This is a genomic window from Burkholderia sp. MSMB1078WGS (assembly GCF_001528895.1).
Classification (GTDB): Bacteria; Pseudomonadota; Gammaproteobacteria; order Burkholderiales; family Burkholderiaceae; genus Burkholderia.
In genome coordinates this window covers 15479-40690 of sequence record NZ_LPDI01000111.1, presented here as the reverse complement: position 1 = coordinate 40690, position 25212 = coordinate 15479, and the positions used below count along the sequence as shown (strand labels likewise).

26 protein-coding genes are annotated in these 25212 nt (G+C 66.5%); 17 read left to right on the top strand and 9 right to left on the bottom strand.

Annotation, left to right across the window (positions count from 1 at the left end; translation table 11 throughout):
• The first annotated feature begins 188 nt into the window (after window positions 1-188).
• A complete protein-coding gene (locus WT24_RS30200) occupies window positions 189-809 on the top strand; it encodes a TetR/AcrR family transcriptional regulator (protein WP_059498858.1) in 621 nt (206 codons plus the stop codon).
• Window positions 810-842: 33 nt separating this feature from the next.
• On the opposite strand, the gene WT24_RS30195 is transcribed toward WT24_RS30200, so the two are convergent.
• The 4 genes from WT24_RS30195 to WT24_RS30180 all read right to left on the bottom strand — a co-directional run bounded on the left by WT24_RS30195 (window position 843) and on the right by WT24_RS30180 (window position 7000).
• Complete coding sequence (locus WT24_RS30195; RefSeq protein WP_082742325.1) at window positions 843-2762, bottom strand: acyl-CoA dehydrogenase; 1920 nt, start codon at window positions 2760-2762, stop codon at window positions 843-845.
• The gene (locus tag WT24_RS30190) at window positions 2759-3745 is read right to left on the bottom strand and encodes an ACP S-malonyltransferase (protein ID WP_082742324.1); all 987 of its coding nucleotides are present in this window, start codon (window positions 3743-3745) and stop codon (window positions 2759-2761) included. Before WT24_RS30190 ends, WT24_RS30195 begins: the two co-directional genes overlap by 4 nt.
• 341 nt (window positions 3746-4086) lie before the next feature.
• Window positions 4087-5820, bottom strand: a complete 1734-nt coding sequence (locus WT24_RS30185) for a ClcB-like voltage-gated chloride channel protein (RefSeq protein ID WP_218921583.1) — start codon at window positions 5818-5820, stop codon at window positions 4087-4089.
• Between the two features lie 103 nt (window positions 5821-5923).
• Entirely contained in the window at window positions 5924-7000 is a 1077-nt protein-coding gene (locus WT24_RS30180) for a YeiH family protein (RefSeq protein ID WP_060036875.1), read from the bottom strand.
• Between the two features lie 112 nt (window positions 7001-7112).
• Between WT24_RS30180 and WT24_RS30175 the strand changes: the two genes are divergently transcribed.
• The 8 genes from WT24_RS30175 to WT24_RS30140 all read left to right on the top strand — a co-directional run bounded on the left by WT24_RS30175 (window position 7113) and on the right by WT24_RS30140 (window position 14914).
• On the top strand, window positions 7113-8006 hold the full coding sequence (locus WT24_RS30175; RefSeq protein WP_060036873.1) for a LysR family transcriptional regulator: 894 nt from the start codon (window positions 7113-7115) through the stop codon (window positions 8004-8006).
• 162 nt (window positions 8007-8168) lie between these two features.
• Entirely contained in the window at window positions 8169-8933 is a 765-nt protein-coding gene (locus WT24_RS30170; RefSeq protein ID WP_060036871.1) for a sugar phosphate isomerase/epimerase, read from the top strand.
• A 28-nt stretch (window positions 8934-8961) separates the two neighbouring features.
• Window positions 8962-9954 carry a sugar kinase gene (locus WT24_RS30165; protein ID WP_060036869.1) on the top strand — a complete coding sequence of 331 codons (993 nt, stop codon included), beginning with the start codon at window positions 8962-8964 and terminating at the stop codon, window positions 9952-9954.
• A gap of 113 nt (window positions 9955-10067) precedes the next feature.
• Window positions 10068-11348, top strand: coding sequence for an MFS transporter (locus WT24_RS30160; RefSeq protein ID WP_059498866.1), 1281 nt, complete (start codon window positions 10068-10070; stop codon window positions 11346-11348).
• A 4-nt stretch (window positions 11349-11352) separates the two neighbouring features.
• Entirely contained in the window at window positions 11353-12318 is a 966-nt protein-coding gene (locus WT24_RS30155; RefSeq protein WP_059795631.1) for an NAD(P)-dependent oxidoreductase, read from the top strand.
• Window positions 12319-12650: 332 nt separating this feature from the next.
• Entirely contained in the window at window positions 12651-13694 is a 1044-nt protein-coding gene (locus tag WT24_RS30150) for a LacI family DNA-binding transcriptional regulator (protein WP_059795573.1), read from the top strand.
• Between the two features lie 55 nt (window positions 13695-13749).
• Window positions 13750-14538 carry a YhfC family intramembrane metalloprotease gene (locus tag WT24_RS30145; protein ID WP_059498868.1) on the top strand — a complete coding sequence of 263 codons (789 nt, stop codon included), beginning with the start codon at window positions 13750-13752 and terminating at the stop codon, window positions 14536-14538.
• 13 nt (window positions 14539-14551) lie between these two features.
• Window positions 14552-14914, top strand: coding sequence for a DUF3022 domain-containing protein (locus WT24_RS30140; RefSeq protein WP_059498869.1), 363 nt, complete (start codon window positions 14552-14554; stop codon window positions 14912-14914).
• Between the two features lie 46 nt (window positions 14915-14960).
• Here the strand turns inward: WT24_RS30140 and WT24_RS30135 are convergent, their stop codons facing one another.
• Together WT24_RS30135 and WT24_RS30130 are read right to left on the bottom strand one after the other, a co-directional pair.
• Window positions 14961-15392, bottom strand: coding sequence for a PGDYG domain-containing protein (locus WT24_RS30135; RefSeq protein ID WP_059498870.1), 432 nt, complete (start codon window positions 15390-15392; stop codon window positions 14961-14963).
• 135 nt (window positions 15393-15527) lie between these two features.
• On the bottom strand, window positions 15528-16079 hold the full coding sequence (locus tag WT24_RS30130) for a Spy/CpxP family protein refolding chaperone (protein ID WP_060036867.1): 552 nt from the start codon (window positions 16077-16079) through the stop codon (window positions 15528-15530).
• 249 nt (window positions 16080-16328) lie between these two features.
• Between WT24_RS30130 and WT24_RS30125 the strand changes: the two genes are divergently transcribed.
• Both WT24_RS30125 and WT24_RS30120 read left to right on the top strand, forming a co-directional pair.
• The gene (locus WT24_RS30125; protein ID WP_060036865.1) at window positions 16329-16793 is read left to right on the top strand and encodes an Lrp/AsnC family transcriptional regulator; all 465 of its coding nucleotides are present in this window, start codon (window positions 16329-16331) and stop codon (window positions 16791-16793) included.
• 504 nt (window positions 16794-17297) lie between these two features.
• The gene (locus tag WT24_RS30120; protein ID WP_006481527.1) at window positions 17298-18398 is read left to right on the top strand and encodes a saccharopine dehydrogenase family protein; all 1101 of its coding nucleotides are present in this window, start codon (window positions 17298-17300) and stop codon (window positions 18396-18398) included.
• A 115-nt stretch (window positions 18399-18513) separates the two neighbouring features.
• On the opposite strand, the gene WT24_RS30115 is transcribed toward WT24_RS30120, so the two are convergent.
• The gene (locus WT24_RS30115; RefSeq protein WP_059498872.1) at window positions 18514-19131 is read right to left on the bottom strand and encodes an ATP-binding protein; all 618 of its coding nucleotides are present in this window, start codon (window positions 19129-19131) and stop codon (window positions 18514-18516) included.
• Window positions 19128-19274, bottom strand: a complete 147-nt coding sequence (gene cydX / locus WT24_RS33930) for a cytochrome bd-I oxidase subunit CydX (protein WP_082742323.1) — start codon at window positions 19272-19274, stop codon at window positions 19128-19130. Before cydX ends, WT24_RS30115 begins: the two co-directional genes overlap by 4 nt.
• Window positions 19275-19475: 201 nt before the next feature.
• Here cydX and corA point away from each other — a divergent pair, with 201 nt between their 5' ends.
• Window positions 19476-20453, top strand: coding sequence for a magnesium/cobalt transporter CorA (corA, locus tag WT24_RS30110; protein WP_034207369.1), 978 nt, complete (start codon window positions 19476-19478; stop codon window positions 20451-20453).
• 7 nt (window positions 20454-20460) lie between these two features.
• Here the strand turns inward: corA and WT24_RS30105 are convergent, their stop codons facing one another.
• Window positions 20461-20754 carry a YciI-like protein gene (locus tag WT24_RS30105; protein ID WP_059498874.1) on the bottom strand — a complete coding sequence of 98 codons (294 nt, stop codon included), beginning with the start codon at window positions 20752-20754 and terminating at the stop codon, window positions 20461-20463.
• 458 nt (window positions 20755-21212) lie between these two features.
• Here WT24_RS30105 and WT24_RS30100 point away from each other — a divergent pair, with 458 nt between their 5' ends.
• The 5 genes from WT24_RS30100 to WT24_RS30080 all read left to right on the top strand — a co-directional run bounded on the left by WT24_RS30100 (window position 21213) and on the right by WT24_RS30080 (window position 25197).
• A complete protein-coding gene (locus tag WT24_RS30100; RefSeq protein ID WP_059498875.1) occupies window positions 21213-21701 on the top strand; it encodes an aminoacyl-tRNA deacylase in 489 nt (162 codons plus the stop codon).
• Between the two features lie 849 nt (window positions 21702-22550).
• On the top strand, window positions 22551-23255 hold the full coding sequence (locus WT24_RS30095) for an energy transducer TonB (protein WP_059498876.1): 705 nt from the start codon (window positions 22551-22553) through the stop codon (window positions 23253-23255).
• An 86-nt stretch (window positions 23256-23341) separates the two neighbouring features.
• Complete coding sequence (locus tag WT24_RS30090; RefSeq protein WP_059795565.1) at window positions 23342-24241, top strand: MotA/TolQ/ExbB proton channel family protein; 900 nt, start codon at window positions 23342-23344, stop codon at window positions 24239-24241.
• 20 nt (window positions 24242-24261) lie between these two features.
• On the top strand, window positions 24262-24684 hold the full coding sequence (locus WT24_RS30085) for a biopolymer transporter ExbD (RefSeq protein WP_034207364.1): 423 nt from the start codon (window positions 24262-24264) through the stop codon (window positions 24682-24684).
• A gap of 81 nt (window positions 24685-24765) precedes the next feature.
• Entirely contained in the window at window positions 24766-25197 is a 432-nt protein-coding gene (locus WT24_RS30080) for a biopolymer transporter ExbD (RefSeq protein WP_059498878.1), read from the top strand.
• The last annotated feature ends 15 nt before the right edge of the window (window positions 25198-25212 follow it).

Sequence of the window (25212 nt, the reverse complement as noted above, 5' to 3'; positions counted from 1 at the left end):
GAAACCCCCAGGTGAGGTGGAGCGGTACGAAGCCGGCAAGCGCGGCGGGCGCTTGCCCCTAGCGGCGCCGGCACCGGCGCACGCGGACAGACGAACGACATCTTCGGAAACTGTGGCGAATTCTAATACACACCTGTATTTGAATGCAAAGATGAATCTGAAAGGGAGGGGATGCTAGACTGCGCGTCATGAAACCACAGCGCTTAACTCGCGAGCAGAGCAGGGACCAGACGCGCGAACGTCTGCTGAAAGCCGCGCATCGAATTTTTCTGAAGAAAGGCTACGTGGCCGCGAGCGTCGAGGACGTCGCGGCGGCGGCCGGCTATACGCGCGGTGCGTTCTACTCGAATTTCCGCAGCAAGTCCGACCTGTTGCTGGAATTGCTGGAGCGCAATCACGCGGAGGTGCAGGCCGACTTCGAGGCGATTTTCGAAGGGGGCGGCACGCGCGAGCAGATGGAATCGATGGCCCTCGCGTATTACCGGACGCTGTTTCGCGACGACGAATACTCGCTGCTGTGGGGCGAGGCGAAGCTGCAGGCCGCGCGCGACGCGAAGTTCCGCGTGCGCTTCAACCAGTTCCTGCACGGCAAGCGCGTGCAGATGGCCGAATTCATCCAGCGCTTCGCCGAGCGGTCGGGCACGCCGCTGCTGCTGCCGGCCGACACGCTCGCGTTCGGGCTGATGTGCCTGTGCGACGGCGTGCAGTCGTACTACACGGCCGATCCGCAGCACGTGTCGGTCGACGCGGCGGAAGCGGTGCTCGCGGGATTCTTCGCGCGGGTGGTGCTGGGGCGTGCGCCGGACTGACGGCCGGCGCACGCCTGTCGCGATCTGCGGTGTTCAGTGCGGGGCGCCGGGCGGCACACGCAGCATGCGGGCCAGCGACGCCGCATAGTCGTGCGTCGGGTCCGAGATCGGCGACCGAACGACCGGGTGCGGATGCCCGAATGCTTCGACGAAGGTGTCGACGTGCGGAACGAGGCGCGCGCACAACGCGTCGGTTGCCGCATCGAGTTGCCGGTAGCCTGACGGGTCCATCACGCCTTCGCTGATCAGCCAGCCGCCGTGCCGCTGCGCACGATCGATCGCGAACAGCGCGGCGAGATCCCGCAGCAATGCGCGCGCCGGCTCGCTCGCGACCGCATCGGCCGCGGCCAGCGCGGCATCCAGCGCGAGATTCAGCCCGTAGGCCTCCGCCGCATCGCGCGCACGCGGCAACAGCGGATTCCAGACGTCCAGCGAATCGACGCCGCTTGCGGTTCGGTCGTCGACCTGATCGGCGAGCGAGCGGATCAGTCGGCGTTCGCGCGCCCGCAGTGCGGCGATTGCATCACGCGCTGCCTCGGGCCAGTTGCTTCCGCCTTCATCCGATCCGGCCGACGCGGCAGGCGCCGCCGCGAGCGTGCGCGCCGTGTCGAGCAGAATCAGGAAGTTGTTGCCGCCCGCGTCGTTGAACACGTGGCCGAGCCCCTGATAGTCGAGATACCGGTTGACGAGCAGATCGCCGGCCACCCCGCAACGCAGCCGGCATTCGGCGGCCACTTCCTCGGCGGCCCACGCGGTCAGCGCCTTGACGAGCGCGAGCTTGCGATTGGTGGAACTCCACGGCGCCCACATCATGAACGACGAAGCCGTGCGATCCGGCTGCGCGCGACCATGCAGCGCCAGCGCCCATTCGCGCGCGGCTTCGTTCGCGAAGCAGGTCATCACGTACGACGTCGCGAGCGCGCGCAGCAGCGCACGCTGCTGCGTGCTGTACCGCATGAGAGACGTTTCGGGCGCGATGCGGGCCATGCTCGAGCGATGCGTCGAGTAACGCAGCGCCTGGGCGACGCAGGTGCGCGATACGGCGGCCAGCCCGATCGCGCCCATCGCCCACACGTTTTCCGGCGCGGTCAGCGTGCGGACGAGACGGCCGTTCGGGTCACCGAGCGGATCGTGGAACCGTCCGTCGGTGTCGATCGACGCGCCGTCGGCCAGCCACGCATCGAACGGGACTCGCACGCGGTCGAAGCCGGCCAGGCCGTAATCGAACGGCACCAGCGGGATTTCGGCGGGCGCGGACAGGCGCACACCCGGCAGCGGGCCCTCGCGGGTGGACAAGTCCACCGCGAACGCGAAAACCCCGCAGTCGCGTTCGTCGACGATGACGCGTGCGCAGACGATACCGAGCTTGTCGAGATCGTTGACGCCGACGTTGGTGAACTTCAGCGCGCCATCGTCCGGCGTGTGCAGCACGAAGCTCCGGCTGGCGGCGTCGAAGCGCGCTTCGACGCGGGTGGCGAGCTGGCTGTTGCCGCCGCCGATTTCGGTGATCATGAACGCGCCGACCTTGCGGCCCGCCGCCAGTTCGCTCGCGTATTCCTCCGCACGGGCGTTGCCCTTGCCGAGTTCGACGAGTGAACCGATGCAGAGCCCGTAGTGGATCAGCGCGGCGATGCATAGCGACGGATCGTTGACGGCCGTCCATTCGGCGATCGCCGACAGCAGCGACGGGTCGGACAGGTTGCCGGCCGCGGCCGGCAACCTGCCGGCGAGCTTGACGAGGCGATCGTAGGTCGAGCGATGCAGGTCGACCGAATGCCGATCGAGCGGCTTGTCGAAGTCCGCGCTCGACAGCAACTGGATCAGCAGACGGCGATGGTCTGGCGTCGTGAGACCGGAAAGCGTATCGCGGATTTCGTCGATTTCGGGTGCGATAGTCGGTCGGGCCGACGGTGATCCGGATATTCCGCCATTTTCCAGTTGGTATGCATTCATTGCAGGGCCCCCGTATGATTTAAATTGAATGGGAATGAATCGGTTTCGCGAGTCGGTGAATAAGTTCGCGCATCCGGCAGCGCGGCTTTAATGCTGCGATTCATGATGCCGGTCATGCTCAGGTCGATATAGATCGAATCCCGCCCGACCTGGCTGTGCTCGAGCACGGCCGGCATGTAATACGGTTTGGTGAAGCAGTCCGCCAGCGCGCGGGCGATATCGTCGGTATCCGTGTAGCGCCGACACGCGACGGCCGAATAGACCGGTACACGGAAGCGGTTGCGCGGCAATCGCGCGATCGCATCGTGGAACCGATCCGCGGCCGTCCACAGCGCGGGATGGTGAGCCGGATACGGAATCGGCAGCGAGTGCAGCTTGATACCTCGGCGGCTCGCAAATGCGGTCAACGTGTCGAGCGCCGTATGCGGGCCGCTGACGACCGTCTGTCGCGGCGCGTTGACGCACGCGAGCACCAGCCGCTCGTGGGCAATTTCGTCGAGGAGCGCCCGCGTATCGGTTTCCGACGCCGCGACCGCGGTCATGCCGCCGCGTCCCGCGAACGGCCGGAACGCGTCGTTGAGCGCGAGGACGGCACGCACGCCGTCGGCTACGGACCATACGCCCGAGCAGACGAGCGAGCCGATTTCGCCGAGGCTCTGGCCGATGATCGCAACAGGCCACACGTGCTGCCGTTCGAGGAAGCGGTGCACGCAGACCGCGGTGGCGAATGCCGACAGTTGCGGGATGCCGACGGGAACGGCGGCCGAGGCATTTCCAAGCAGCACGTTTCGCAGCAGCCGCGGCTCGTGATCGTAGGGCTCCTCGCGCAGTATGGCTTCGATGTCGTCGAGCGTCTCGTCGATGCATTCGCGGGCCGGCGGACTTCGCTCGTAAAGCGATTTCAACGCGGCGGACGGACTATCTCCCTGGCCCGGAATCACATAGATTGCGGGCGTGCTTGAATAGCTGGAACTGGTTTCCATTTTTCCCTCGTAACGGTTTTGAATCGATTGTTTTGCAGCGGAAGTTTGATTTTTGTAATTTTTAAATGCCTGACTGGTTTTCAATCGCTGCAACGACGAAGGATAGGTAATTTATTTTTTATTTTCTGGGTAGTCGACTCTATTGATTCGGGTGAAATGAAACAATGGAGCGTTGATTTTCCGTGCAGGATTTTCCGGGCGAGAAAACGGAAATTCCGCTCGTGCAAATATTTTGAAACACGTGCGGCGGTAGAGGCGGCGCGACGTCGGCGCGCGCCGGCCGAAACGGACGGGAGGAGGCGGGAAGCGTTGCGCGGGATGAGGGGCGGCGCGGCCGCCGGTCAGCGCTCGCCGGTCATCCGCCGGTACGCGTCGAGCAGCGACGTCTTGTAGACGACGCCCGCGAGCGTCGGCTCGGCTTCGCTCTCGATCACCGGCAGCCGTTCGCCCTGGAACGCCATGAAGCGCTCGAGCGCGGTCGCGAGCGGCATGTCGGGCGTGAGCAGCGGAAACGGCGTATGCACGTAGTGCGCGGCCGTCTTGTCGGTCGTGTCGCGCTTGTCGAGCAGGTCCGACGTGATGTCCTTCAGCGCGACCGCGCCGCGAAAGCGCCCGGCGTCGTCGGTCACGTACAGGTACTTCACCGGATATTCGAGAAACACGCGCGTCATGTCGGCGACGCTCGCGGTGAGCGGCACGACCGTCTGCGCGGGCTGGATCAGCTCGCGCATCTGCGTGGTGCGCAGGCGCTGCCGTTCCTGCGCGTCCTGGTAGTGGTGCAGCGTGATCTCGTACATCGACGTCGTGCCCGTCGCGCGCGCGACGAAATACGCGAACACGCACGACACCAGCAGCGGCAGCACGACCTGATAGCTCAGCGTCATCTCGAAGATCATCAGGATCGCCATCAGCGGCGCCTGCGTGGCGCCCGCCATGAACGCGCCCATCCCGACGATCGCGTACGCGAAATACGCGGACGTATGGCCCGGCCACAGCGCGTCCATCGCGAGCCCGAACAGCGAGCCGAACACGGCGCCGACGAACAGCGTCGGCGTGAACACGCCGCCGATCGCGCCCGAGCCGGCCGTCGCGGCGGTCGCGATCACCTTGAACACGAGTACCGCGACGAGCGCCTGCCAGGTCCACGGCGAATGGAGGATGTGGTTCACGACGCTGTAGCCGTTGCCCCACACGTCCGGAATCCACACCGAGATCACGCCGACGACGAGGCCGCCGAGCGCGAGCCGCACGGGCAGCGGCACAGGCAGCCGCTTGAACTGCGCTTTCGACGCGTCGAGCAGATGCAGGAACTGCGGCGCCAGCACGCCGCATAGCGTGCCGAGCACGACGAACAGCAGCACCTCGGGGCCCGTCACGGCCGGAAACACCGGCATCTCGTACGGCGGCCGGTAGCCGGCGAATTCTCGCATCACGATGTTCGCGACGACCGACGCGACGACCATCGGCCCGAAGCTCTCCATCGCGATCGTGCCGAGCACGATTTCCGACACGAAGAACGCGCCGGCGATCGGTGCGTTGTAAGCGGACGTGATGCCGGCCGCCGCGCCGCAAGCGACCAGCAGGCGCAGGCGCGGCGGGTCGAAGTGCGCGAAGCGGCCGACGAGCGACGCGGCGAGCGCCGCGAGCTGCACCATCGGCCCTTCGCGGCCGATCGAGCCGCCGCTGCCGATCGTCAGCAGCGACGACAGGCTGCGCCACAGGCTCTGCCGCACCGGTACGACGCCGTTGCCGAGCGCGACCGATTCCATGTAGTCGGTCTTGGCGGCCTGCCGGTCGCCGCGCGTCGCGAGCAGCAGCACGCAGCCGGCAAGGAAGCCGCCCGCGGCCGGCATCCAGAACCGCACGTACCACGGCAGGCGCTTCGCCATCTGCACGAAGCTGCCGCTGTGCCCCGAGATCAGGTGCTGCATCAGGTCGATGCCTTCGCGGAACGCCATCGTGGCAAAGGCGCCGCCGACGCCGACGATGGCCGACCAGATCAGCATCGTATGGGCGTCCGACAGGCGGAACAGCGTTTGGGCGCGAGTGCGCAGCTTCAGCAGAAACGAGAGCACGGCTGAAAGGGGGCGATGGAAAACGACGCGAAGCATAGCACTGCGCCGCGCCCGCGGGACCTTCCCGTCGGGCGCGGCGCGCGAACCGTCACGGACGTGCGGCTCAGCCAAGCCAGTGCTGCACGGCCCAGGTGATCCCGTAGCCGCCGGCGATCAGCCACACGTACAGGATCAGGCCGGTCATCAGCGCACGCGGGCCGGCTGCGCGGATCTGCGCGACACGCGTTTCGATGCCGAGTGCGGTCATGGCCATCGTCAGCGCGAAGGTGTCGAGCACGTTCAGCGTATGTGTGACGTCCGCAGGCAGCACGTTCAGCGAATTGACGATCACGAAGCCGAGGAAGCCGAGCGCGAACCAGGGAACCGCCACCTTGCGCCTGGCTTGCGCGCCGCCGGCCGCGTCGCGGGCCGAGCGCGCCGAACGGGCGAGCCACCAGCCGAGCGCGAGCAGCACCGGCACCAGCAGCATCACTCGCGTCATTTTCACGATCGTCGCGACGTGCGCGACCTGCGGGCTGATGTCGCTCGCCGCGCCGACCACCTGCGCGACTTCGTGGATCGTGCCGCCGAAGAACAGGCCGAGGCCGGCCGGATCGAGGTTCAGCAAGCCGGCGTGATAGGCGACCGGGTACAGGAACATCGACAGCGTGCCGAACAGCACGACGCTGCCCACGGCCATCGCGCTCTGGTGCGGCTTCGACTGCAGCGTCGACTCGAACGCGAGCACGGCGGCCGCGCCGCAGATCGCGCTGCCGGCGGCGGTCAGCAGCGCGGCGTCGCGATCGAGCTTCATCAGCTTCATGCCGACCCAGGTGCCGATCGCGAGCGTGCTGACGACGATCAGCACCGACACCGCGAGGCCCGGCAGCCCGACCTGCGCGATTTCCTGCAGGCTCACGCGCAACCCGAAGAACGCGACCGCGATGCGCAGCAGCCTGCGTGCGGAGAAATCGACACCGGCCGCCCAGCTGGCCGGCATGCCGTCGCGCAGGCCGTTGCCGTACAACGCCCCGGCGACGATGCCGACGATCAGCGGCGACAGGCCGAGCCCCTCGATCGCGGGAAGCTGGGACAGGCTTGTGACGGCGGCGGCGAACAGCGCGACGAACAGCACGCCGTTCAACTGGCCGCGCATCGACGGCGCGGCATGGCTGAGAGGGGGAGTCGGGGCAGTGGACATGGAGGCACCGTGATGGAGCGTGTGGCGATGGTGTAATCCTAATTTCGTTATATCGATATGAAAAATTGTGATTTGTGACGTAAACTATCCGGAAAGCCGATAATTCATCCTCATGACCCCGGATCAACTGATAACGTTCGCCGCCGTCGCCGAGCATCTGAACATCAGCCGCGCCGCCGTGGCGCTGCATCTGTCGCAGCCGGCCGTGTCGGGCCAGTTGCGGCTGCTGCAGGACGAGTTCGGCGAGCCGCTGTACCAGCGCGACGGCCGCGGCATCCGCCTGACGCCGGTCGGCGAGCAACTCGCGCAATACGCGAGGGCGCAGCGCGACACGTTTGCGCAGGCGCGTGCGTTTCGAGACGCGATACGCGGGCTGGAGGCCGGCACGCTGCGTATCGGCGCGAGCACGACGCCCGCGAGCTACCTGCTGCCGTATTTGATCGCGGCGTTCCAGCCGCGCGCGCCGCGCGTGTCGATCCAGACGATGAGCGGCAATACGGCCGACGTGGTCGCGGCGCTGCCGTCGCTCGACATCGCGCTGATCGAAGGGCCGCCCGGCGAGGCGTTGCCGCCGGGCACGGCCGTGCACGCGTGGCACGAGGACGAGATCGTCGCGATCGTGCCGGCCGGCCATCCGCTCGCGGCGCCCGACTACGACGCCGGCGTGACGCTCGACGCGCTCGCCGCGCATCCGCTCGTGCTGCGCGAGGCGGGTTCCGCCGTGCGGCAGCTCGTCGAGCGCGCGTTCGCGCATGGCGGCGCGCCGATGCGCGTCGCGTTCGAGATCGCGGGGGTAGAGGCGGTGAAGGAGGCCGTGCGCGCAGGGATGGGCGTCGGGTTCGTGTCCGCGATGTCGCTGCGTCACGAAGACGCCGCGCTCGTGCCGCGCTCGCTGGCGCCCGCGCCGCTCACGCGGCATTTCTCCATCCTCGTGCCGCATGGCGGCGCACCGTCGCGGGTCGCCGCGCAATTCCTCGAAATGAGTCTCGCGCAGGACCTCGCGTAGGCGCTCGCAGTCGCGCCGGGAACACGCGTTGCATACGGTTGCGCGCGCATTCGCGCGACGAAACGGCCTTAGGGATTTCCTCTATGGCGTGGGTCCGACGCGAGGCGCACCATCCGTCTCAAGCAAATGGAACCGGTTCCATTCCGGTTGAAAAAGGGCAACATGGCAGACATCGTGATCGTGGCGAGCGCATTCGGGATGGACCGGGTGCGCCAGGAGGGCCACAGTGCATTCATCGCCACCGTGGCGGCATCCGGGGCGGCCGGTTTCGAGGTGCGGCGCGAGTTGTTCGCGTCGGACGACGACACGGCGCCCGGCGCGCTGGCCGTGCTCGGTGCGCAGATCGCCGGCCACGGGCTATGGTCGGTCTATTCGACCCCGGACTCGCTGTACACCGAAACGGGGGCGCTCGATGCCAACGCATTGCGCGACGCGCTCGCGCAAGCCGACGCGCTCGGCGCGCGCATCGTGAAATTCCAGCTCGGCGGCTTCGCCGGCGACGCGCATGCGGCCGAGATCGTCGCGCTGTCGCGCGGCGCGCGGGCCCGCGTGGTGGTCGAGAACGGCCAGCTCGAGGTCGGCGGCGCGTTCGCGCAGTTCCGCGGGCTGTTCGACGCGTTGTCCGACGCCGGCATGCCCGATGCGCTCGGCATGACGTTCGACATCGGCAACTGGCAGTGGCGCGGCGAAGCGCCGCTCGATTGCGCGCAGGTGCTCGCGCCGCATGTGGAATACATTCACTGCAAGACCATCGAAGGCGAGGGCGCTCGTCGGTTCGCCGCCGCGCCGGCGCCGAACGATCCGCTCGTGACCGGCGTACTCGCCGCGCTGCCGCAGCACGCACCGCGCGGCATCGAGTTCCCGCTCGACGCGGCCGACCTGGCCGGCGATGCCTGCCGGCGCGTCGCGTGGCTTGCGACCGCGTGACGGCGGAAGGATCCTGAGGAGTTCAGTCATGAAAGCAGCACTCGATGTCGTGACCTACGGCGAAGCGATGGCGATGTTCGTCGCGACGGAGCCGGGCCATCTCGCGCACGCCGGGCAATTCGCGAAGCGGATCGCGGGCGCCGATCTCAACGTCGCGATCGGCCTGTCGCGGCTCGGCTTCCGGGTTGGCTGGATGAGCCGGGTCGGCCGCGATTCGTTCGGCCGCTACGTGCTCGACACGCTGGCGCGCGAGGGAATCGACGCGTCGTGCGTGACCGTCGATCCGCGCTACCCGACCGGCTTCCAGCTGAAGTCGCGCAACGACGACGGCAGCGATCCGACGGTCGAATATTTCCGCAAGGGCTCGGCGGCGAGCCATCTGTCGTGCGACGACTACGTGGCCGACTACGTGCTCGGCGCGCGTCATCTGCACCTGACGGGCGTCGCGCCGGCGATTTCGGCGACGTCGTGCGAACTTGCGTTCCGGCTGGCGCGCGAGATGCGTGCGGCCGGCAAGACGATCTCGTTCGACCCGAACCTGCGCCCGACGCTGTGGCCGTCCGCCGACGTGATGGCGAAGACGCTGAATGCCCTCGCGACGCTCGCCGACTGGGTGCTGCCGGGCCTCGCCGAAGGTCGGCAATTGACCGGACACGACACGCCGGCCGACATCGCAGGCTTCTATCTCGCGCAGGGCGCGCGCGGCGTCGTGATCAAGCTGGGCGAGCAAGGCGCGTATTTCCGCACGGCCGACGGCCGCGAAGGCACCATCGCCGGCGAGCGCGTCGAGTGCGTCGTCGATACGGTCGGCGCCGGCGACGGCTTCGCGGTCGGCGTGGTCAGCGCGCTGCTCGAAGGCCGCAGCGTCGAGCAGGCGGTCGCGCGCGGCAACCGGATCGGTGCGCTCGCGATCCAGGTGATCGGCGATTCGGAAGGGTTGCCGACGCGCGACGCACTCGACCGTCTCGAAGGTGTCGACGATCGCGCCGATCGCTTAGAGGAAACCGTCACCGCGCAATGAGAGGCCGGACACGGCACAATCCGCGGATCCATTTCGTGCGCGACGCACGGTAGTTTTGTTCGAGGCCGGGCGGGCGCTGGCGCCCACTGCGGTCCATATACGGAGACACTCTCATGGCAGCCAATCTCGCAGCCCGTCGGTGGTGGACGATCATGCCGATCGTCTTCATCACGTACAGCCTCGCTTACCTCGATCGCGCGAACTACGGGTTCGCGGCGGCGGCCGGCATCAACCAGGATCTCGGGATCAGCAAGGGCCTGTCGTCGCTGATCGGTGCACTGTTCTTCCTCGGCTACTTCTTCTTCCAGATCCCCGGCGCGATCTACGCGGAACGCCGCAGCGTGAAGAAGCTCGTATTCGTCAGTCTCGTGCTGTGGGGCGGCTGCGCGGCCCTGACCGGCGTGGTCAGCAACATCCCGTCGCTGATGGCGATCCGCTTCGTGCTGGGCGTCGTCGAGGCGGCCGTGATGCCGGCGATGCTGATCTACATCAGCAACTGGTTCACGAAGAACGAGCGCTCGCGCGCGAATACGTTCCTGATCCTCGGCAATCCGGTCACCGTGCTGTGGATGTCGATCGTGTCCGGTTATCTCGTGCATGAATTCGGCTGGCGCCACATGTTCATCGCCGAAGGCGTTCCGGCCGTCATCTGGGCCGTGTGCTGGTGGCTCCTCGTGCAGGACAAGCCGGCCGATTCGCCGTGGCTCAGCGCGCAGGAAAAGCGCGACCTCGACGCCGCGCTCGCAGCCGAGCAGGCCGCGATCAAGCCGGTCCGCAACTATGGCGAGGCGTTCCGCTCGCCGGCCGTGATCAAGCTGTGCGCGCAGTATTTCTGCTGGAGCATCGGCGTGTACGGCTTCGTGCTGTGGCTGCCGTCGATCGTGAAGAACGGTTCCGATCTCGGGATGGTCGCGACCGGCTGGCTGTCCGCGCTGCCGTACCTGGCCGCGACGATCGCGATGCTCGCCGCGTCGTGGGCGTCCGACAAGGTCGGTTCGCGCCGCGGCTTCGTGTGGCCGTTCCTGCTGGTCGGCGCGGCCGCCTTCGCCGCGTCGTACGCGCTCGGTTCATCGCATTTCTGGATCTCGTATGCGCTGCTGGTCGTCGCGGGCGCCGCGATGTATGCGCCGTACGGCCCGTTCTTCGCGATCGTGCCGGAACTGCTGCCGAAGAACGTCGCCGGCGGCGCGATGGCGCTGATCAACAGCATGGGCGCGCTCGGCTCGTTCGTCGGCTCGTATTTCGTCGGCTACCTGAACGGTGCGACCGGGTCGCCCGTCGCGTCGTACGCGTTCATGAGCGCCGCGCTCGTCGCCGCGGTGATCCTCACGCTGTCCGTCAAACCCCAGGCGCGCGATGCGCATCCGCTCGCCGCGCCGCTGCAAGGAAAATGAAACGATGAAGCCCCGTATCGTCGCGTACAAGCCGCTGCCCGATGACGTTCTCGCGTACCTGCGCGAGCATGCGGAGGTCGTGCAGGCCGACGGCGCCGACGCGCTCGCCGCTGCGCTCGGCGACGCGGACGGCGCGATCGGCGCGAGCCTGAAGGTCACGCCGCAAATGCTCGACCGCGCGCCGCGGCTGAAGGCGTGGTCGACGATCTCGGTCGGCTACGACAACTTCGACGTCGCCGATCTCACGCGGCGAGGCATCGTGCTCGCGCATACGCCGGACGTCCTGACCGAGTCGACGGCCGATACGGTGTTTTCGCTGATCCTGGCCTCCGCACGGCGCGTGGTCGAACTGGCCGAATGGGTGAAGGCCGGCCACTGGCATCGCAGCATCGGCCCGGACCTGTACGGCACCGACGTGCAAGGCAAGACGCTCGGCATCGTCGGGCTCGGGCGGATCGGCGGTGCGGTCGCGCGGCGCGCGGCGCTCGGCTTCCGGATGCAGGTGCTGTACGCGAACCGGTCCGCGCATGCCGAGGCCGAGACGCAGTACGGCGCCCGGCGCGTGACGCTCGACGCGCTGCTCGCGCAGTCGGATTTCGTGTGTCTGCAGGTGCCGCTGTCGCCCGACACGCGCCACCTGATCGGCGCGCCCGAATTCGCGAAGATGAAGCGCAGTGCGATCCTGATCAACGCGTCGCGCGGGCCCGTCGTCGACGAAGCCGCGCTGATCGACGCGCTGCGCGCGGGGACGATCCGCGGCGCGGGGCTCGACGTGTTCGAGAAGGAGCCGCTGCCGGCGGATTCGCCGCTGCTGCAGATGAAGAACGTCGTCGCGCTGCCGCATATCGGCTCGGCGACGCACGAGACGCGCCATGCGATGGCGCGCTGCGCCGCGGAAAACCTGGTCGGCGCGCTGGCCGGCACGCTGCGCACGAATCTCGTCAATCCGGATGCGCTGGCGCACGCCTGAACCGCCTCCGGCAACCGGCTGGCGCGGCGCCGGCGCCGTTAGAGTCGATGATCTTGGTGCCAGCGGGCCGGCTGCGTTATGATCGCCCGCTCTCGTCGCATCGACGGCCGGCCGTGCGGCCGGCGGCGTCGGGCGACGGGCATCCGCGCCGGCTCCGGTGCGGCCGACTGCCGTAGCACGCGACTGGCGGGCGCTGCGCGAGCGCGAAGCACCGGGCCGGCGCAGGCGCCGATGCGCCAGGACAGGGGAGGCCGCCGGTTGGCTTACGTTTCCAACAACAATGGTCCGTCTGCTCACGAAGCGGCGCGGATCGTACGTCGCGAGGCACGACAGTGACCGATTCGCAACCTTCCACGACGCGTCCGGCGACGATCAGCGACGTCGCGCGCGAGGCCGGCACGGGCAAGACCAGCGTTTCGCGCTACCTGAACGGCGAGACGCATGTGCTGTCCGTCGATCTGCGCCAGCGGATCGAAGCGGCCATCGCGCGGCTCAACTACCGGCCGAACCAGATGGCGCGCGGGCTCAAGCGCGGCCGCAACCGGCTGCTCGGCATGCTCGCGGCCGACCTGACCAATCCTTACACCGTCGAAGTGCTGCAGGGCGTCGAGGCCGCGTGCCATGCGCTCGGCTACATGCCGCTCATCTGTCACGCGGCGAACGAAGTCGAGATGGAGCGCCGCTTCCTGCAACTGCTCACGACCTACCGCGTCGAAGGGCTGATCGTCAACGCGCTCGGCGCCGACGAAGACGTGCTGCGCCCGTTGCGCGGCGCGGGCATTCCGGCCGTGCTCGTCGATCGCACGGTCGAGGGCTTCGAGGCCGACCTGATCGGCCTCGACAACGACGACGCGATCGAGACGGCGCTCGCGCATCTGGTTGAACGCGGTTTCGACGCGATCCATTTCGTCGTGCAGCCGTTCGAGCGCGTCAGCTCGCGGCGCGTGCGCGAGGCCGCGTTCCGCGCGGCGCTGGCGGCGCGCGGGCTGGCGGTGCCGTCGACGGTCGTGCTCGACCTGAACGCCCCCGACGCGGCTGCGGCGGCGCTCGCCGACGTCGATGCCCGCATCGATCACGCGGCCCGGCGCGGCGTGCGCGCGGCGCTGTTCGCCGCGAATGCGCCGGTCGCGCTGGCGATCGCGCGCCACCTGCGCGCGCGCTTCGGCGCCGCGTGGCAGCAGCAGGCGGCACTGCTGTCGATCGACGATCCGGAGTGGGCCGAGCTGATCGGCATCACGACGATCCGCCAGCCCACCTACGAAATCGGCTACAAGGCCGTCGAATTCGTGCACGAGCGGATCGACGGCGCGGCGGGCGACGTGCGCGTCGCGATGCTGCCCGGCGAGCTGATTGCGCGCGCGTCGACCGCAAGCTGAGTATCATTCGGGGCACGCGGCGCATCGGGTGCGCTGCCTCGAACCAAGGAAATACATGACTGTCGCTCCCGTCACGCTGGCGGCGCTGATCGCCGCCACGCTGATCATCGCGCTGCTGCCGCTCGTCCTCTACCGCATCCTGCGCAAACCGCTTGCGCTCAATCGCCGCGACACGATCGTCGGCGTCGCCGTCTTCACGCTGTTTGCCATGATCCTCGAGCGCGCGTTCCATGGGCTCGTGCTGAGCCACACGCCCGAGGACGGCTGGCTCACGCAGCCGCTCGCGTTCGTCGCGTACAGCGTGTTCGCGACCGCCGTGTTCGAGGAAGTCGGCCGCTATCTCGGGATGCGTGTCCTGAACCGCCGCTATGGCGCATCGGACGGCGATGGGCGCGGCATCGGCTACGGGATCGGCCACGGCGGCGCCGAAGCGTGGTTCGTCGGCGTGCTCGTGTGGGGCCAGTGGTCGTATCTCGGGTGGCTCGCGAGCCGCGGCCAGCTCGAGGCGCAATTGTCCGACCTGCCGGTCGACACCGTCGTGCGGCTGCACATGATGCTCGCGACGCTGTCGGTCCAGTCGATCCTGCTGTTGCTGCTCGAACGCTGCGCGGCGTTCGCGGTGCAACTGGCGCTGTCGGTGCTGGTATGGCGCGGCGTGCGGGCAGGCCGAATGGCCGTGTTGCCGCTCGCGATCGTGCTGCATGCGCTCGCGGCGACGCCGGCGCTGCTGTACCAAGTGCGCGTGCTACCGGCCGCGTGGGTCGAGGCCGCGTATGTCGTGCTGGCCGCGATCCTGGCGATCGTGCTGGTGAAGGCGTGCCGGCCGTCGCGTGCGGCGGCCTGACGGGAGAGACGGAGTGGACGACTATCTGATCGAATGCCGGAGCGCGGAATTCGACGCACTCGCGCGTGTGATCTGCGATCTGTTTCCGGAGCAGACGCGCTTCGCCGAAAGCAGCGACGCGCGCGGGCGCTTCCTGTCCGTGCACTGGCTGGCGATGCGTTTCGGCGCGACGCCGAAGCGGATGACGCTCGACATCCGGATCGTGCCGGCCGCGCTCGCGCGCTACCTGGCGCTCAAGCCGATGCAGCGCGCGCGCAGCCATGCGGTGCTGCATGCATATACGGAAGCGATGCTCGGATCGCTCGAAGAGCGGCACGCGGCCGGCGAGGCCGTCGAACGCGAGGCGGAACTCGAACTCGACGAAGACTTTGCGTGAGCAGCGGCGCCGGCCTCGGGCCGGTGCGGTGCATTACGCGGGTGCATTACGCGTCGCGATAGACCTGAGCGAAGCGCTGCGCCTGCACGACGCCGTAGTCGCCGGGCGCGTATTGCATCACCCAGTCGCCGGCGACGCCGCGCAGCGTGTCGCCGTTCTCCGAGCGGGCGATCGTAAACGGTTCGTCCATCCGGCGTGCGAGCACGACGGCCGGCCGATTGCGGTAAGCGCCCGGCGCGCCGTGCGCGAGCGCGGGATCGGCGGGCAGGTATTTGGCGTCGAAGCGCGCGCGCGACACGACCCAGCGGTCGCCGGTCGAGCCGGTGATCAGCGCGTCGCCCACACCATAACGGTTCGGGCCTTCGAGGCTCATCAGTTCGCCGTCGGCCTCCGCGAAGGACACGGCGACGGTTTCGTCCTTGACGACGCGACGGGCCTGCGGATCGGTACGCAGATCGAGTTGCTTGAGTTCGAGCATGGCGGGGAAGGGCGGGAAAGCGGGAAAAGCCGGGAGCTTATCCCGAATTCGGCGCGCCGTGTGACGCGCCGATGCCGCCGGCGGCGCGGCGCCGTTCGGCCCGGACGAGCCGGCACGGCGCCGACAGGGAGGGCGTCAGGGCTGCGCGGGTGCGCTCGCGGCCGGCGCGGCGGCTGCGCTGCCTTCCTTGCCCTTCGTCTTGCCCTTGCCGCGGTGCTCGCCGCCGTGGTGCAGCCAGTTGCGGAAGGTCGTGTCGGCCAGCGCCTTCTGCTCGGCCGGGAAGCTCTCGTAGAGCGGCGCGAAGGCGTCGGCGAGCTTCTTTGCACCGTCGGCGTTCGCCTGCGACAGTTCCGCGTACTGCTTCATGTCGTCGAGCGCGGACACGTCGTGCTTGGCCATCCGTTCGCCGTAGAGGCGGCCCATCGTTGCGCCGTTGTCGCGCATCGTATCGGCGAACGTCTTCCATTGCGGCTCCTGCGCCGACGTGATCTTCAACTGGTCGTGCAGGTACTTGATGCGCTGCTCGATGCGCGCTTCGTGGCGTGCCGCGCGCTGTTCGGCGCTCGGGGCCGACGCGGCGGCCGTCGTGGCCGGCACCTGGGCGGGCGCTTGCGGCTGCGCCGGGGTTTGCGCGAACGCGCTGGCTGCAACGACGAGCGTAGCGAGGGTGAGCGAGATTTTCTTCATGGTTGGCTCTCCGGGGTGGTGTCTTGCGAGCGGGCGCGGCGGCCATCGCCGCCGGCGCGCATCTCGCGTCGCCCGCTATTAGTAGCACGTTGCATGCAGTGCGGCAGCGAATGCGACACTTGCTTACATCCGATACGAATCGAAATCGAAAGGTTCGAATCCGGGCCATGCCGGTTGGGCGCGCCGGCGTTCGGCGCTATCATCCCGTCACTTTCCACTCTGCCGGCACATGCGTACCGGCCCAGCGTCATGCGTCCACCCCGCCTCGACCAACTCGACGATCTCGACCGGCAACTCGTCGCGCTGCTGCAAGCCGATGCGCGCGCCAGCGTCGCGGATCTCGCGCGCCAGCTCGACGTGGCGCGCACGACGGTCGTAGCACGGATTGCACGTCTCGAACGCACCAACGTGATCGCCGGGTACAGCGTGCGACTGGGGCAGGACGTGCTCGACGCCAGCATCTATGCGTACGTCGGCATCATCCTCACGCCGAAGTTCGGCAACGACGTATTGCGCAAGCTCGACCGGATGCCGGAAGTCCAACTGCTGTGCGCGGTGAGCGGCGAGTACGACTATGTCGCGTGGCTGCGCGCCGATTCGCCCGAACGGCTCAACGATCTGCTCGACCAGATCGGCACGCTCGAAGGCGTCGAGCGCACGACGACGTCGATCATCCTGTCGCGCAAGATCGATCGCGGGACGATCGGCGGCTGACCGGTCGCATGCCGCGCCGCGCACGATCGCGCGAGCGTGGTGCGGATTGGGTGGCGTCGCGGCGGGCGCCCGGCCTGGCGTCGGGTGCATGCCCGCACGCATTCGTCTTGACCTTCGCTGTACGTCGTGATCGGCACGGGTTTCCGCCATCATCCTTTCGCGCACTTCGCGCATCTCTCCCGAATCTCCTTTCGCATTCCGCATCGACCGGCGCGCCGCATCCGACGCATGGGCTGTTCGTGTGTCCAGTGCCACGCCGTGCGTCCTCGTCTTCGTCGTTGCAACGTGCAACCGCTAACGACCGGTTTGCGACAGCACCGCTACCCCTTTTTTAGGCGCTTCTTGAGCGGGTGTGTCATTTCGGCGAAATACATCGTCATAACGTCGAAATTATCGGTCGTTTCGCATCATTCTTCGTCTTGGAACTGATTTTGAGCGTCCCTACACTGTGTGCATGGCTCGACGCCGTCCACAACACCAAACCCATCATCAGGAGATAAGCGCATGAAAATCGCCATCGTCGGCGCAGGTCTGATCGGCCACACCATTGCTCACATGCTGCGTGAAACGGGCGACTACGAAGTCGTCGCGTTCGACCGCGACGCGGATGCGCTCGCGAAGCTGTCGCGCGAAGGCATCGCGACGCAGCGGGTCGATTCGGCCGACGCGAATGCGATTCGCGAAGCAGTGAAGGGTTTCGATGCACTCGTCAACGCGCTGCCGTACTATCTCGCGGTCAACGTGGCCGCCGCCGCGAAGGCTGCCGGCGTTCACTACTTCGACCTGACCGAGGACGTGCGCGCCACGCACGCGATCCGCGAACTGGCCGACGGCTCCGATCGCGCGTTCATGCCGCAGTGCGGCCTTGCGCCGGGCTTCATCGGCATCGCCGCGCACGAGCTCGTGAACGGCTTCAGTGAAGTGCGCGACGTGAAGATGCGCGTCGGCGCGCTGCCCGAATATCCGACCAACGCGCTGAAGTACAACCTCACGTGGAGCGTCGACGGCCTGATCAACGAATACTGCCAGCCGTGCGAAGCGATCCGCGACGGCCGCAAGCAATGGGTGCAGCCGCTCGAAGGCCTCGAACACTTCTCGCTCGACGGCACCGAATACGAAGCATTCAACACGTCGGGCGGCCTCGGCACGCTGTGCGAAACGCTGTCGGGCAAGGTCGAGACGCTCGACTACAAGTCGGTGCGCTATCCGGGCCACCGCGAGCTCGTCCAGTTCCTGCTGGAAGACCTGCGCCTGTCGACCGACCGCGACACGCTGAAGTCGATCATGCGCCGCGCGGTACCGTCGACGAAGCAGGACGTCGTGCTCGTATTCGTCACGGTGACGGGCGTGAAGGACGGCCAGCTGGTGCAGGACGTGTTCACGCGCAAGATCTTCGCGAAGGACGTGTGCGGGATGCACATGAGCGCGATCCAGATCACGACGGCCGGCGCGATGTGCGCGGTGCTGGATCTGTTCCGCGAAAAGAAGCTGCCGCAGAGCGGTTTCATCCCGCAGGAAAAGGTGTCGCTGAAGGCATTCCTGTCGAACCGCTTCGGCAAGCTGTACGACGGCGGCACGATGGAGCGCGTGCACGCGGTCGCCTGACCGCGGTTGCGGGACCATTCGCCAGTCTCTGGCACGAGGGCCGTACGACGCCGGAAGCGCAGCAACGCTTCCGGCGTTGTTTTTCGAGGAATCGGGAAGGGCTCTGACGGCGCGATCAGGCCGGCAGCGGCGGCACGATCGTTGCCGGTTGCGGCGGCGGCACGATGCGGTACAGCAGCGCGTCGATGTCCGCATCGGACGGCGCGGTGTTGTCGAACATCACGATGCCGTCGCATTCGCGGCCGGTCGGCACGAAGCGGCGCTGCCGGTATTCGTCCCAGTGCGCGAGCTTGTACGCATCGTTCGGGTTGCCGCGCGCGACGATCCGCTGGTGCGCGACGTCTTCCGACGTGTGAACCCAGACGACCGTCAGCGCGACGTCGGGCGCGATGCCGAGCCACGCGCGATCGAGGATGCGCCGGTCGCGCACTTCACGCGACAGCGGGCCGACGACGAGCACGCCGATACCGAGTGCGAGATTTTCACGGGCCGTATCGAGCAGGCCCTGGTATTCGGGATCGCGAAGATGTTTGAGGTAGAGCGGGCTGTCGCGGTCGTTCGGATCGTCCGTGAGCGCGCCCATCGCGGCCGCGCTGTAGCGGCCGTACAGCGTGTCCTTGTCGAGCAGGCAGAACGCCTCGCCGGTCGCGCGCATCAGCGGCCCGATGAGCCGCTTCGCGAGCGTGGTCTTGCCGGTGCCGGCGTGACCGCAGAAGAACACGAGATGCGTCACGAATACCGGCCCCCCGCTTTCCGGCGCGACGTGTCGCCGCGCGCGTCGCCGCGCGAGAACACTTCCGCTTCCAGCCACATCGCGTTGATGATGCCGAAGCCGAGTGCCACGCCGATGCCGAGTATCCACGAGAAATACCACATAGGTCTGTCTCCTTGACGGTGCGGCCGCACGGCCGTTGTGCATCGCGCAACGCAGGCCCGGCGGGCCTGCCGACGTGCCTCGACGCGCGTGCTGCGGTGCACGCAGCACGATCATGACCAATATCGGCGTGCCGCGCAAGCCGGGCCGTCCGTGCGGCAAACCGGTAAACTGATGGGCAAACTGCAACATCGTGGGACAACATGCTGATCAACTGTGCTGCTTACCAGGACGGCCGCAAGCTGGCCGATATCGACATCGCCGCCATCAGCGATTACGTGTCGAAGCCCGAATGCTTCGTGTGGGTCGCGCTGAAGGATCCGACGCCCGAGGAAATCGATCTGATGGGCGAGGAGTTCGGCTTGCACGAGCTGGCGCTGGAGGATGCCCGCAAGGGTCATCAGCGGCCGAAGATCGAGGAATACGGCGATTCGCTGTTCGCGGTGCTGCATACGGTCGAACTCGACGAGGACGACGAATTCAAGGTCGGCGAACTGAACGTGTTCGTCGGCCCGAATTACGTGCTGTCGATCCGCAACCATACCGAGCAGGATTTTCGCGACGTGCGCAAGCGCTGCGAGCGCGAACCGCATCTGCTGCGCGAGGGGTCGGCGTTCGTGTTCTACGCGTTGATGGACCAGGTCGTCGACCGGTATTTCCCGATCCTCGAAACGCTCGGCACCGAGCTCGAGGAACTCGAGGATCGCATCTTCGCGAAGGCGACGCCCGCGTCCTCGCGCGCGATCATCGAGGATCTTTATTCGCTGAAACGCCGGCTCGTGCTGCTGTACCAGCACACGGCGCCGCTGATGGAGCCGCTCGCGAAGCTCACAGGCGGGCGCATTCCGGAGGTCTGCAGTGGGATGGCGGCCTACTTCCGCGACGTGTACGACCATCTGCAGCGGATCGTGAAGACGATCGAAGGGCGCCGCGAGATGGTCGTGACCGCGATCCAGGTCAACCTCGGAATGATTTCGCTCGCGGAGAACGAGGTGACCAAGCGGCTCGGCTCGTTCGCCGCGCTGTTCGCGATACCGACGATGATCGCCGGCATCTACGGGATGAACTTTGCGAACATGCCCGAGCTGCACCTGAAATACGGGTTCTACGGCTGTATCGCGGTGATGGCCGTCGCCGACCTCGCGCTGTGGTGGCGCTTCAAGCGGGCAGGGTGGCTGTAGCCCGATTTCACGCCGGACGCGGCGCGTGCTTGCCGACCACGACGCGCCACGGCCGCACGCGCCACGATTTCACGAGGCCATTCTGCACGTACGGATCGGCGCGCGCGAACGATTCGGCCGCTTCCGGCGAATCGCCTTCGAACACGAGCACGGCCTGGTCGGCAGGGTCCGCCAGCGCGCCTGCGAGCACGAGTTCGCCGCGCTCGGTCGCGGCCTGCGCGAGTGCGAGATGCTGCGCACGGAACGCGTCGCGCCGCGACAGGTAATCGTCGACGAGTTCGTAGATCAACTGGTAATGCATGATGGCTCCAGGAGTCGGTTTCCGCCGGGAGATTGGGGGCGGCCGGCTCAGTATAGGGCACCGCGAAAGCTGTTGGCGGCATGGCGTGCCGGCGTGACGGCGGGCATTCGCGGGTTCGCTTTTTGAACGGCGCATTCCCGGCGGTATCCCGTTGTTTTTCGGAAAAATGCAACTAACGGTCCGGTTTCCCGACATCGGCAAATTGCCGACTCGTTCGCGTGTACGTAGCACTACCTAAAATTCGTCTACAGAGACGAGGGGGCTTTCCGGGCCCGTTCCGAGTCTCGATCTCGCATGCCGGCGAGGGCGGGCGCACAGATGAAAAATGACGGGAATGGGCTGCCGGGGCATCGGGACCGGCGTCGCGCGAGGGCGTTTCCATTGAGCCCGAATGCGACCTATGCTGAACGAATCCGGAGCGAACGCCGTTCGCCCGATTCACCCAGACGAGGTGTGCCATGCCGGTCTCAGCCACCCTGCAGGATTGCCTGCGCCAGAAGTCATCGCGGTACGAAATCGTGTACCACCCCTATAGTCATACGAGCATGGAGACGGCCGCCGCCGCGCATATTCCCGGCGACCGGCTCGCGAAAACGGTGCTCCTCGAGGACGCCGAGGGCTACGTCGCCGCCGTATTGCCGACGACGCACGCCGTGCGCCTGTCGGATCTCTGGGTGAAGACGGGACGCCATCTCGTGCTCGCCCGGGAGGTCGAATTGCGCGAGTTGTTCAAGGATTGCGACATGGGCGCGCTGCCGCCGGTCTGCATGGCGTACGGGATGAAGACGTTCCTCGAGGAACGCCTCGCGCAGCAGCCGGAAGTCTATTTCGAGGCCGGCGATCACGAAGCGCTGATTCACATGACGCAGGACGAATTCCTGATGCTGATGGAGACCGCCGAGCGGGCGCATTTCTCGCACCGGATGCAGGGGATGATGCTGTCCTGAGCGATGCCGGTCGTGCATCGACGAAGCATGCACGCGCATTGTCTCACCGGGCTCGGTGAAGTGGATGTGCCAGTGCGCGCAAAGTGGCGGGCAACGCATTCACGCTGATGCAGCGGTTTCCGGCATCGGAAAGCAGATTCGGTGTGCAGATCATCGTGTAGATCAGATCGGTGGAAAAGCATCCCTCTTTTTATTTGGAATCCTTATAAATAAGCGGAGGGTGTCCCGTCAGATCATCGCGTGAACAAGCCCGGCCCGCATGACGACGGCCAATCGGCTTCCATCCGTGCATGTGACATGCGAAACGCATCCGGCGAGCTCATTACAGACGCGCCGATTCGGTGCTTCGCACTAAATTGGTGATTATTTTTTAGAAGCACTTGATTGGTGCGATAACCATACAAAGTAATTACCAAATCGATGAAAAATGTTTACTAAATCGTTATTCGAGCAAGGCCTCCAAACTTTGTATTCGAGTATCAAATAAAGTTTGACGCCCAAATTTTTTCCTTGCTATCTTCTGCACCCAAGACGAACGGCCCGGCTGACATCAGTGTGTAACGAAGATCCAGTCGTCACGCGAGAAAAGTGCCGGTGTCGACGCAGCAGCTGACAATTGCCTGAATACGCTGGTTAGGAATAGACGCCGGATAGGGCGGCTATCCCGTTGCGGTTGAAACGATTCCTTGAAATTGAGTAAATCGGGATCCGAAATCGATTCTTTCGATTTGGATCGCTAATTGCATTGAAAGTGAAATTTCGGGGTGAGGCGGAGACGGAACCGACCCGGTTCCGGGGCCAGCCATCGTCGCGAAACTGGGCGATTCGCTTGGGGGATGGATAGTGGGCATGAAAGTCGAAGAGCATCTGGTTGCTTCGAACAGCGGACTGGCCACGCTAGGGCGTCCGCGGGAATTCGGCAAGAAGCAGCAGAATCCGGTGCGCCGTTTCGGCGGCATCGCAGTCGTCCTCCTGTTGCATGCAGTGCTGATCTACGCATTGCTCAACGGCCTCGCGACGAAAGTCGTGCAGGTGATCCAGCATCCGATCGAAACCCGCATCATCGAGCCGGTGAAGCCCCCGCCACCCCCGCCGATGCCGGTCGTCAAGCTTCCGCCGCCCAAGTTCGCGCCCCCGCCGCCGCCGTTCGTGCCGCCGCCGGAAGTGCCGGTGCAGGCGCCGCCGCAGGCGACGATCACGCACCAGTCTGCACCGGTGCCGTCCGCGCCGGCCGTGCAGGCGCCCGTCATCGCACCGCCCGCGCCCGCGCCCGCGAAGCCGGTCAGCCACGAAGTGGGTGTCGTCTGCCCGAATTCGGACACGATTCGCGCGTCGATGCAGTATCCGAAGGAAGCGCAGGAAAACAACATCACGGGTGACGTGACGATCGAGTTCGTCGTGGATGCGGACGGGAACATCACGAACGAACGCGTGGCCCAGTCGGCCGACCCCGTGCTCGATCGTGCGGCCTACAACACCGTGAAGCGGTTCAAATGCGTGGCGCAAGGCCAGGCGGTAAGGGTGCAGGTGCCGTTCTCGTTCAACCTGAATTGATGCAGTGGGCGGCCCGGCGAGAGCCGGGCCGGGGAAAACCGGCTTGAACCTTAATCGTAAGTTCAACGAAAGAATTGGAGTGGGGTATGACCAAGCGTTCTCTGGCCGCACTGGCGGCAAGCCTGTTGATGTCCGTCGCTGCAATCGACGGGCTCGTAGCACCGCAATTCGCTTACGCGCAGGCGAGCGGATCCACGGCGGCGCCCGACGCGTCGACACAAGCCGCGGCGCCCGCGCCGTCCGCCGCCGAGCCGGCCCCGCCGCCGGCGCCGGCCGCGACCGAAGCAGTCGAGAATCCGTACGGGCTGGGAGCACTCTGGAAGAACGGCGACTTCGTCGCGCGCTTCGTGCTGATCCTGCTCGTGATTATGTCGATGGGCAGCTGGTACATCATGGTCACGAAGTTCGTCGAGCAGTTGCGGGCGAACCGCCGCGCGAAGCTTGCGGACGCGCAACTCTGGAGCGCGCCGTCGCTGGCCGAGGGCGCGAAGCTGCTCGACGAGGCATCGCCGTTCCGCTTCATCGCCGAAACGGCGATCGAGGCGGGCGAGCATCACGACGAGGCATTGCTCGAAGCCGTGGACCGCAACACGTGGATCGACGTGTCCGTCGAGCGCTCGATCACGAACGTGTCGAACCGCATGCAGGACGGACTCGCGTTCCTGGCGACGGTCGGTTCGACCGCGCCGTTCGTCGGGCTGTTCGGCACGGTGTGGGGGATCTATCACGCGCTGACGGCGATCGGGATCGCGGGCCAGGCGTCGATCGACAAGGTTGCGGGCCCGGTGGGCGAGGCACTGATCATGACGGCGATCGGTCTGGCGGTCGCGGTGCCTGCCGTACTCGGCTACAACTTCCTCGTCCGGCGCAACAAGTCGGTGATGGAGCGGGTCCGCAACTTCGGCGCCCAGCTGCATACCGTGCTGCTGGCCGGCAGCAAGCGTGCCGCTCGCGCGCCGTCGCCTGCCGCGTCGCTCGTGAACTGACCGGCTGACGGAGGCGCGCGATGGGCATGAACGTCGGGCAGGACGAAAGCGACGAGGTGATCGCGAACATCAACACGACGCCGCTCGTCGACGTGATGTTGGTGCTGCTGATCATCTTCCTGATCACGATTCCGGTCGTCACGCACACGATCCAGCTGCAGCTGCCGAAGGAGGTCGTGCAGCCGCTGCAGACCACGCCGAAGAGCGTCGAGATCGCGGTGAATCGCGACGGCGATTTCTTCTGGGGTGAACAACGGGTGGATGCGTCGACGTTGCTCGCGAAGCTGAAGGGCGTGTCGCAGCAGCAGCCGCAGCCGAGCGTGCACGTGCGCGGTGACCAGAACACGCGCTACGAGTTCATCGGCCGGGTCGTCACGATGTGCGAGCGGGCAGGCATCGCGAAGGTGTCGTTCATTACGGAACCGCCGGCGCGGGGTGGTTAGCCTTGCACGGGGACGGCACGCGCGTCGATTCCGATTGACGGCGACGCATGGGATCAGAGCAAGCATCGACAGGAGCAGACGATGGGAATGAACGTGCCTTCGGGCGGAGGCGGCGCCGAGCCGGACGTGATGGTCGACATCAACACCACGCCGCTGATCGACGTGATGCTGGTGCTGTTGATCATGCTGATCATCACGATCCCGATCCAGATGCATTCGGTGAAGATGGACCTGCCGGTGGGCAACCCACCGCCGCCCGCCACACCGCCGGAGGTCGTGCAGATCGATATCGACTTCGACGGTACGACGACGTGGAACGGCGCGCGGGTGCCGGATCGCGCGGCACTCGAGGCGAAACTGACGGCGATCGCGCACGAGCCCGTGCAGGCGGAGATCCATCTGCGGGCGAACAAGCTGGCGCCGTACAAGGACGTGGCGGCCGTACTGGCGTCCGCGCAGCGTGTGGGCGCGACGAAGATCGGCCTGATCGGCAACGAGCAGTTCATGCAATGACGGGACAGGCCAACC

Coding starts and splice junctions, on each gene's coding strand:
- WT24_RS30200 (WP_059498858.1), top strand. CDS start 189: ATGAAACCACAGCGCTTAACTCGCGAGCAGAGCAGGGACCAGACGCGC.
- WT24_RS30195 (WP_082742325.1), bottom strand. CDS start 2,762: ATGAATGCATACCAACTGGAAAATGGCGGAATATCCGGATCACCGTCG.
- WT24_RS30190 (WP_082742324.1), bottom strand. CDS start 3,745: ATGGAAACCAGTTCCAGCTATTCAAGCACGCCCGCAATCTATGTGATT.
- WT24_RS30180 (WP_060036875.1), bottom strand. CDS start 7,000: ATGTCCACTGCCCCGACTCCCCCTCTCAGCCATGCCGCGCCGTCGATG.
- WT24_RS30175 (WP_060036873.1), top strand. CDS start 7,113: ATGACCCCGGATCAACTGATAACGTTCGCCGCCGTCGCCGAGCATCTG.
- WT24_RS30170 (WP_060036871.1), top strand. CDS start 8,169: ATGGCAGACATCGTGATCGTGGCGAGCGCATTCGGGATGGACCGGGTG.
- WT24_RS30165 (WP_060036869.1), top strand. CDS start 8,962: ATGAAAGCAGCACTCGATGTCGTGACCTACGGCGAAGCGATGGCGATG.
- WT24_RS30160 (WP_059498866.1), top strand. CDS start 10,068: ATGGCAGCCAATCTCGCAGCCCGTCGGTGGTGGACGATCATGCCGATC.
- WT24_RS30155 (WP_059795631.1), top strand. CDS start 11,353: ATGAAGCCCCGTATCGTCGCGTACAAGCCGCTGCCCGATGACGTTCTC.
- WT24_RS30145 (WP_059498868.1), top strand. CDS start 13,750: ATGACTGTCGCTCCCGTCACGCTGGCGGCGCTGATCGCCGCCACGCTG.
- WT24_RS30135 (WP_059498870.1), bottom strand. CDS start 15,392: ATGCTCGAACTCAAGCAACTCGATCTGCGTACCGATCCGCAGGCCCGT.
- WT24_RS30130 (WP_060036867.1), bottom strand. CDS start 16,079: ATGAAGAAAATCTCGCTCACCCTCGCTACGCTCGTCGTTGCAGCCAGC.
- WT24_RS30125 (WP_060036865.1), top strand. CDS start 16,329: ATGCGTCCACCCCGCCTCGACCAACTCGACGATCTCGACCGGCAACTC.
- WT24_RS30120 (WP_006481527.1), top strand. CDS start 17,298: ATGAAAATCGCCATCGTCGGCGCAGGTCTGATCGGCCACACCATTGCT.
- cydX (WP_082742323.1), bottom strand. CDS start 19,274: ATGTGGTATTTCTCGTGGATACTCGGCATCGGCGTGGCACTCGGCTTC.
- corA (WP_034207369.1), top strand. CDS start 19,476: ATGCTGATCAACTGTGCTGCTTACCAGGACGGCCGCAAGCTGGCCGAT.
- WT24_RS30105 (WP_059498874.1), bottom strand. CDS start 20,754: ATGCATTACCAGTTGATCTACGAACTCGTCGACGATTACCTGTCGCGG.
- WT24_RS30100 (WP_059498875.1), top strand. CDS start 21,213: ATGCCGGTCTCAGCCACCCTGCAGGATTGCCTGCGCCAGAAGTCATCG.
- WT24_RS30095 (WP_059498876.1), top strand. CDS start 22,551: ATGAAAGTCGAAGAGCATCTGGTTGCTTCGAACAGCGGACTGGCCACG.
- WT24_RS30090 (WP_059795565.1), top strand. CDS start 23,342: ATGACCAAGCGTTCTCTGGCCGCACTGGCGGCAAGCCTGTTGATGTCC.
- WT24_RS30085 (WP_034207364.1), top strand. CDS start 24,262: ATGGGCATGAACGTCGGGCAGGACGAAAGCGACGAGGTGATCGCGAAC.
- WT24_RS30080 (WP_059498878.1), top strand. CDS start 24,766: ATGGGAATGAACGTGCCTTCGGGCGGAGGCGGCGCCGAGCCGGACGTG.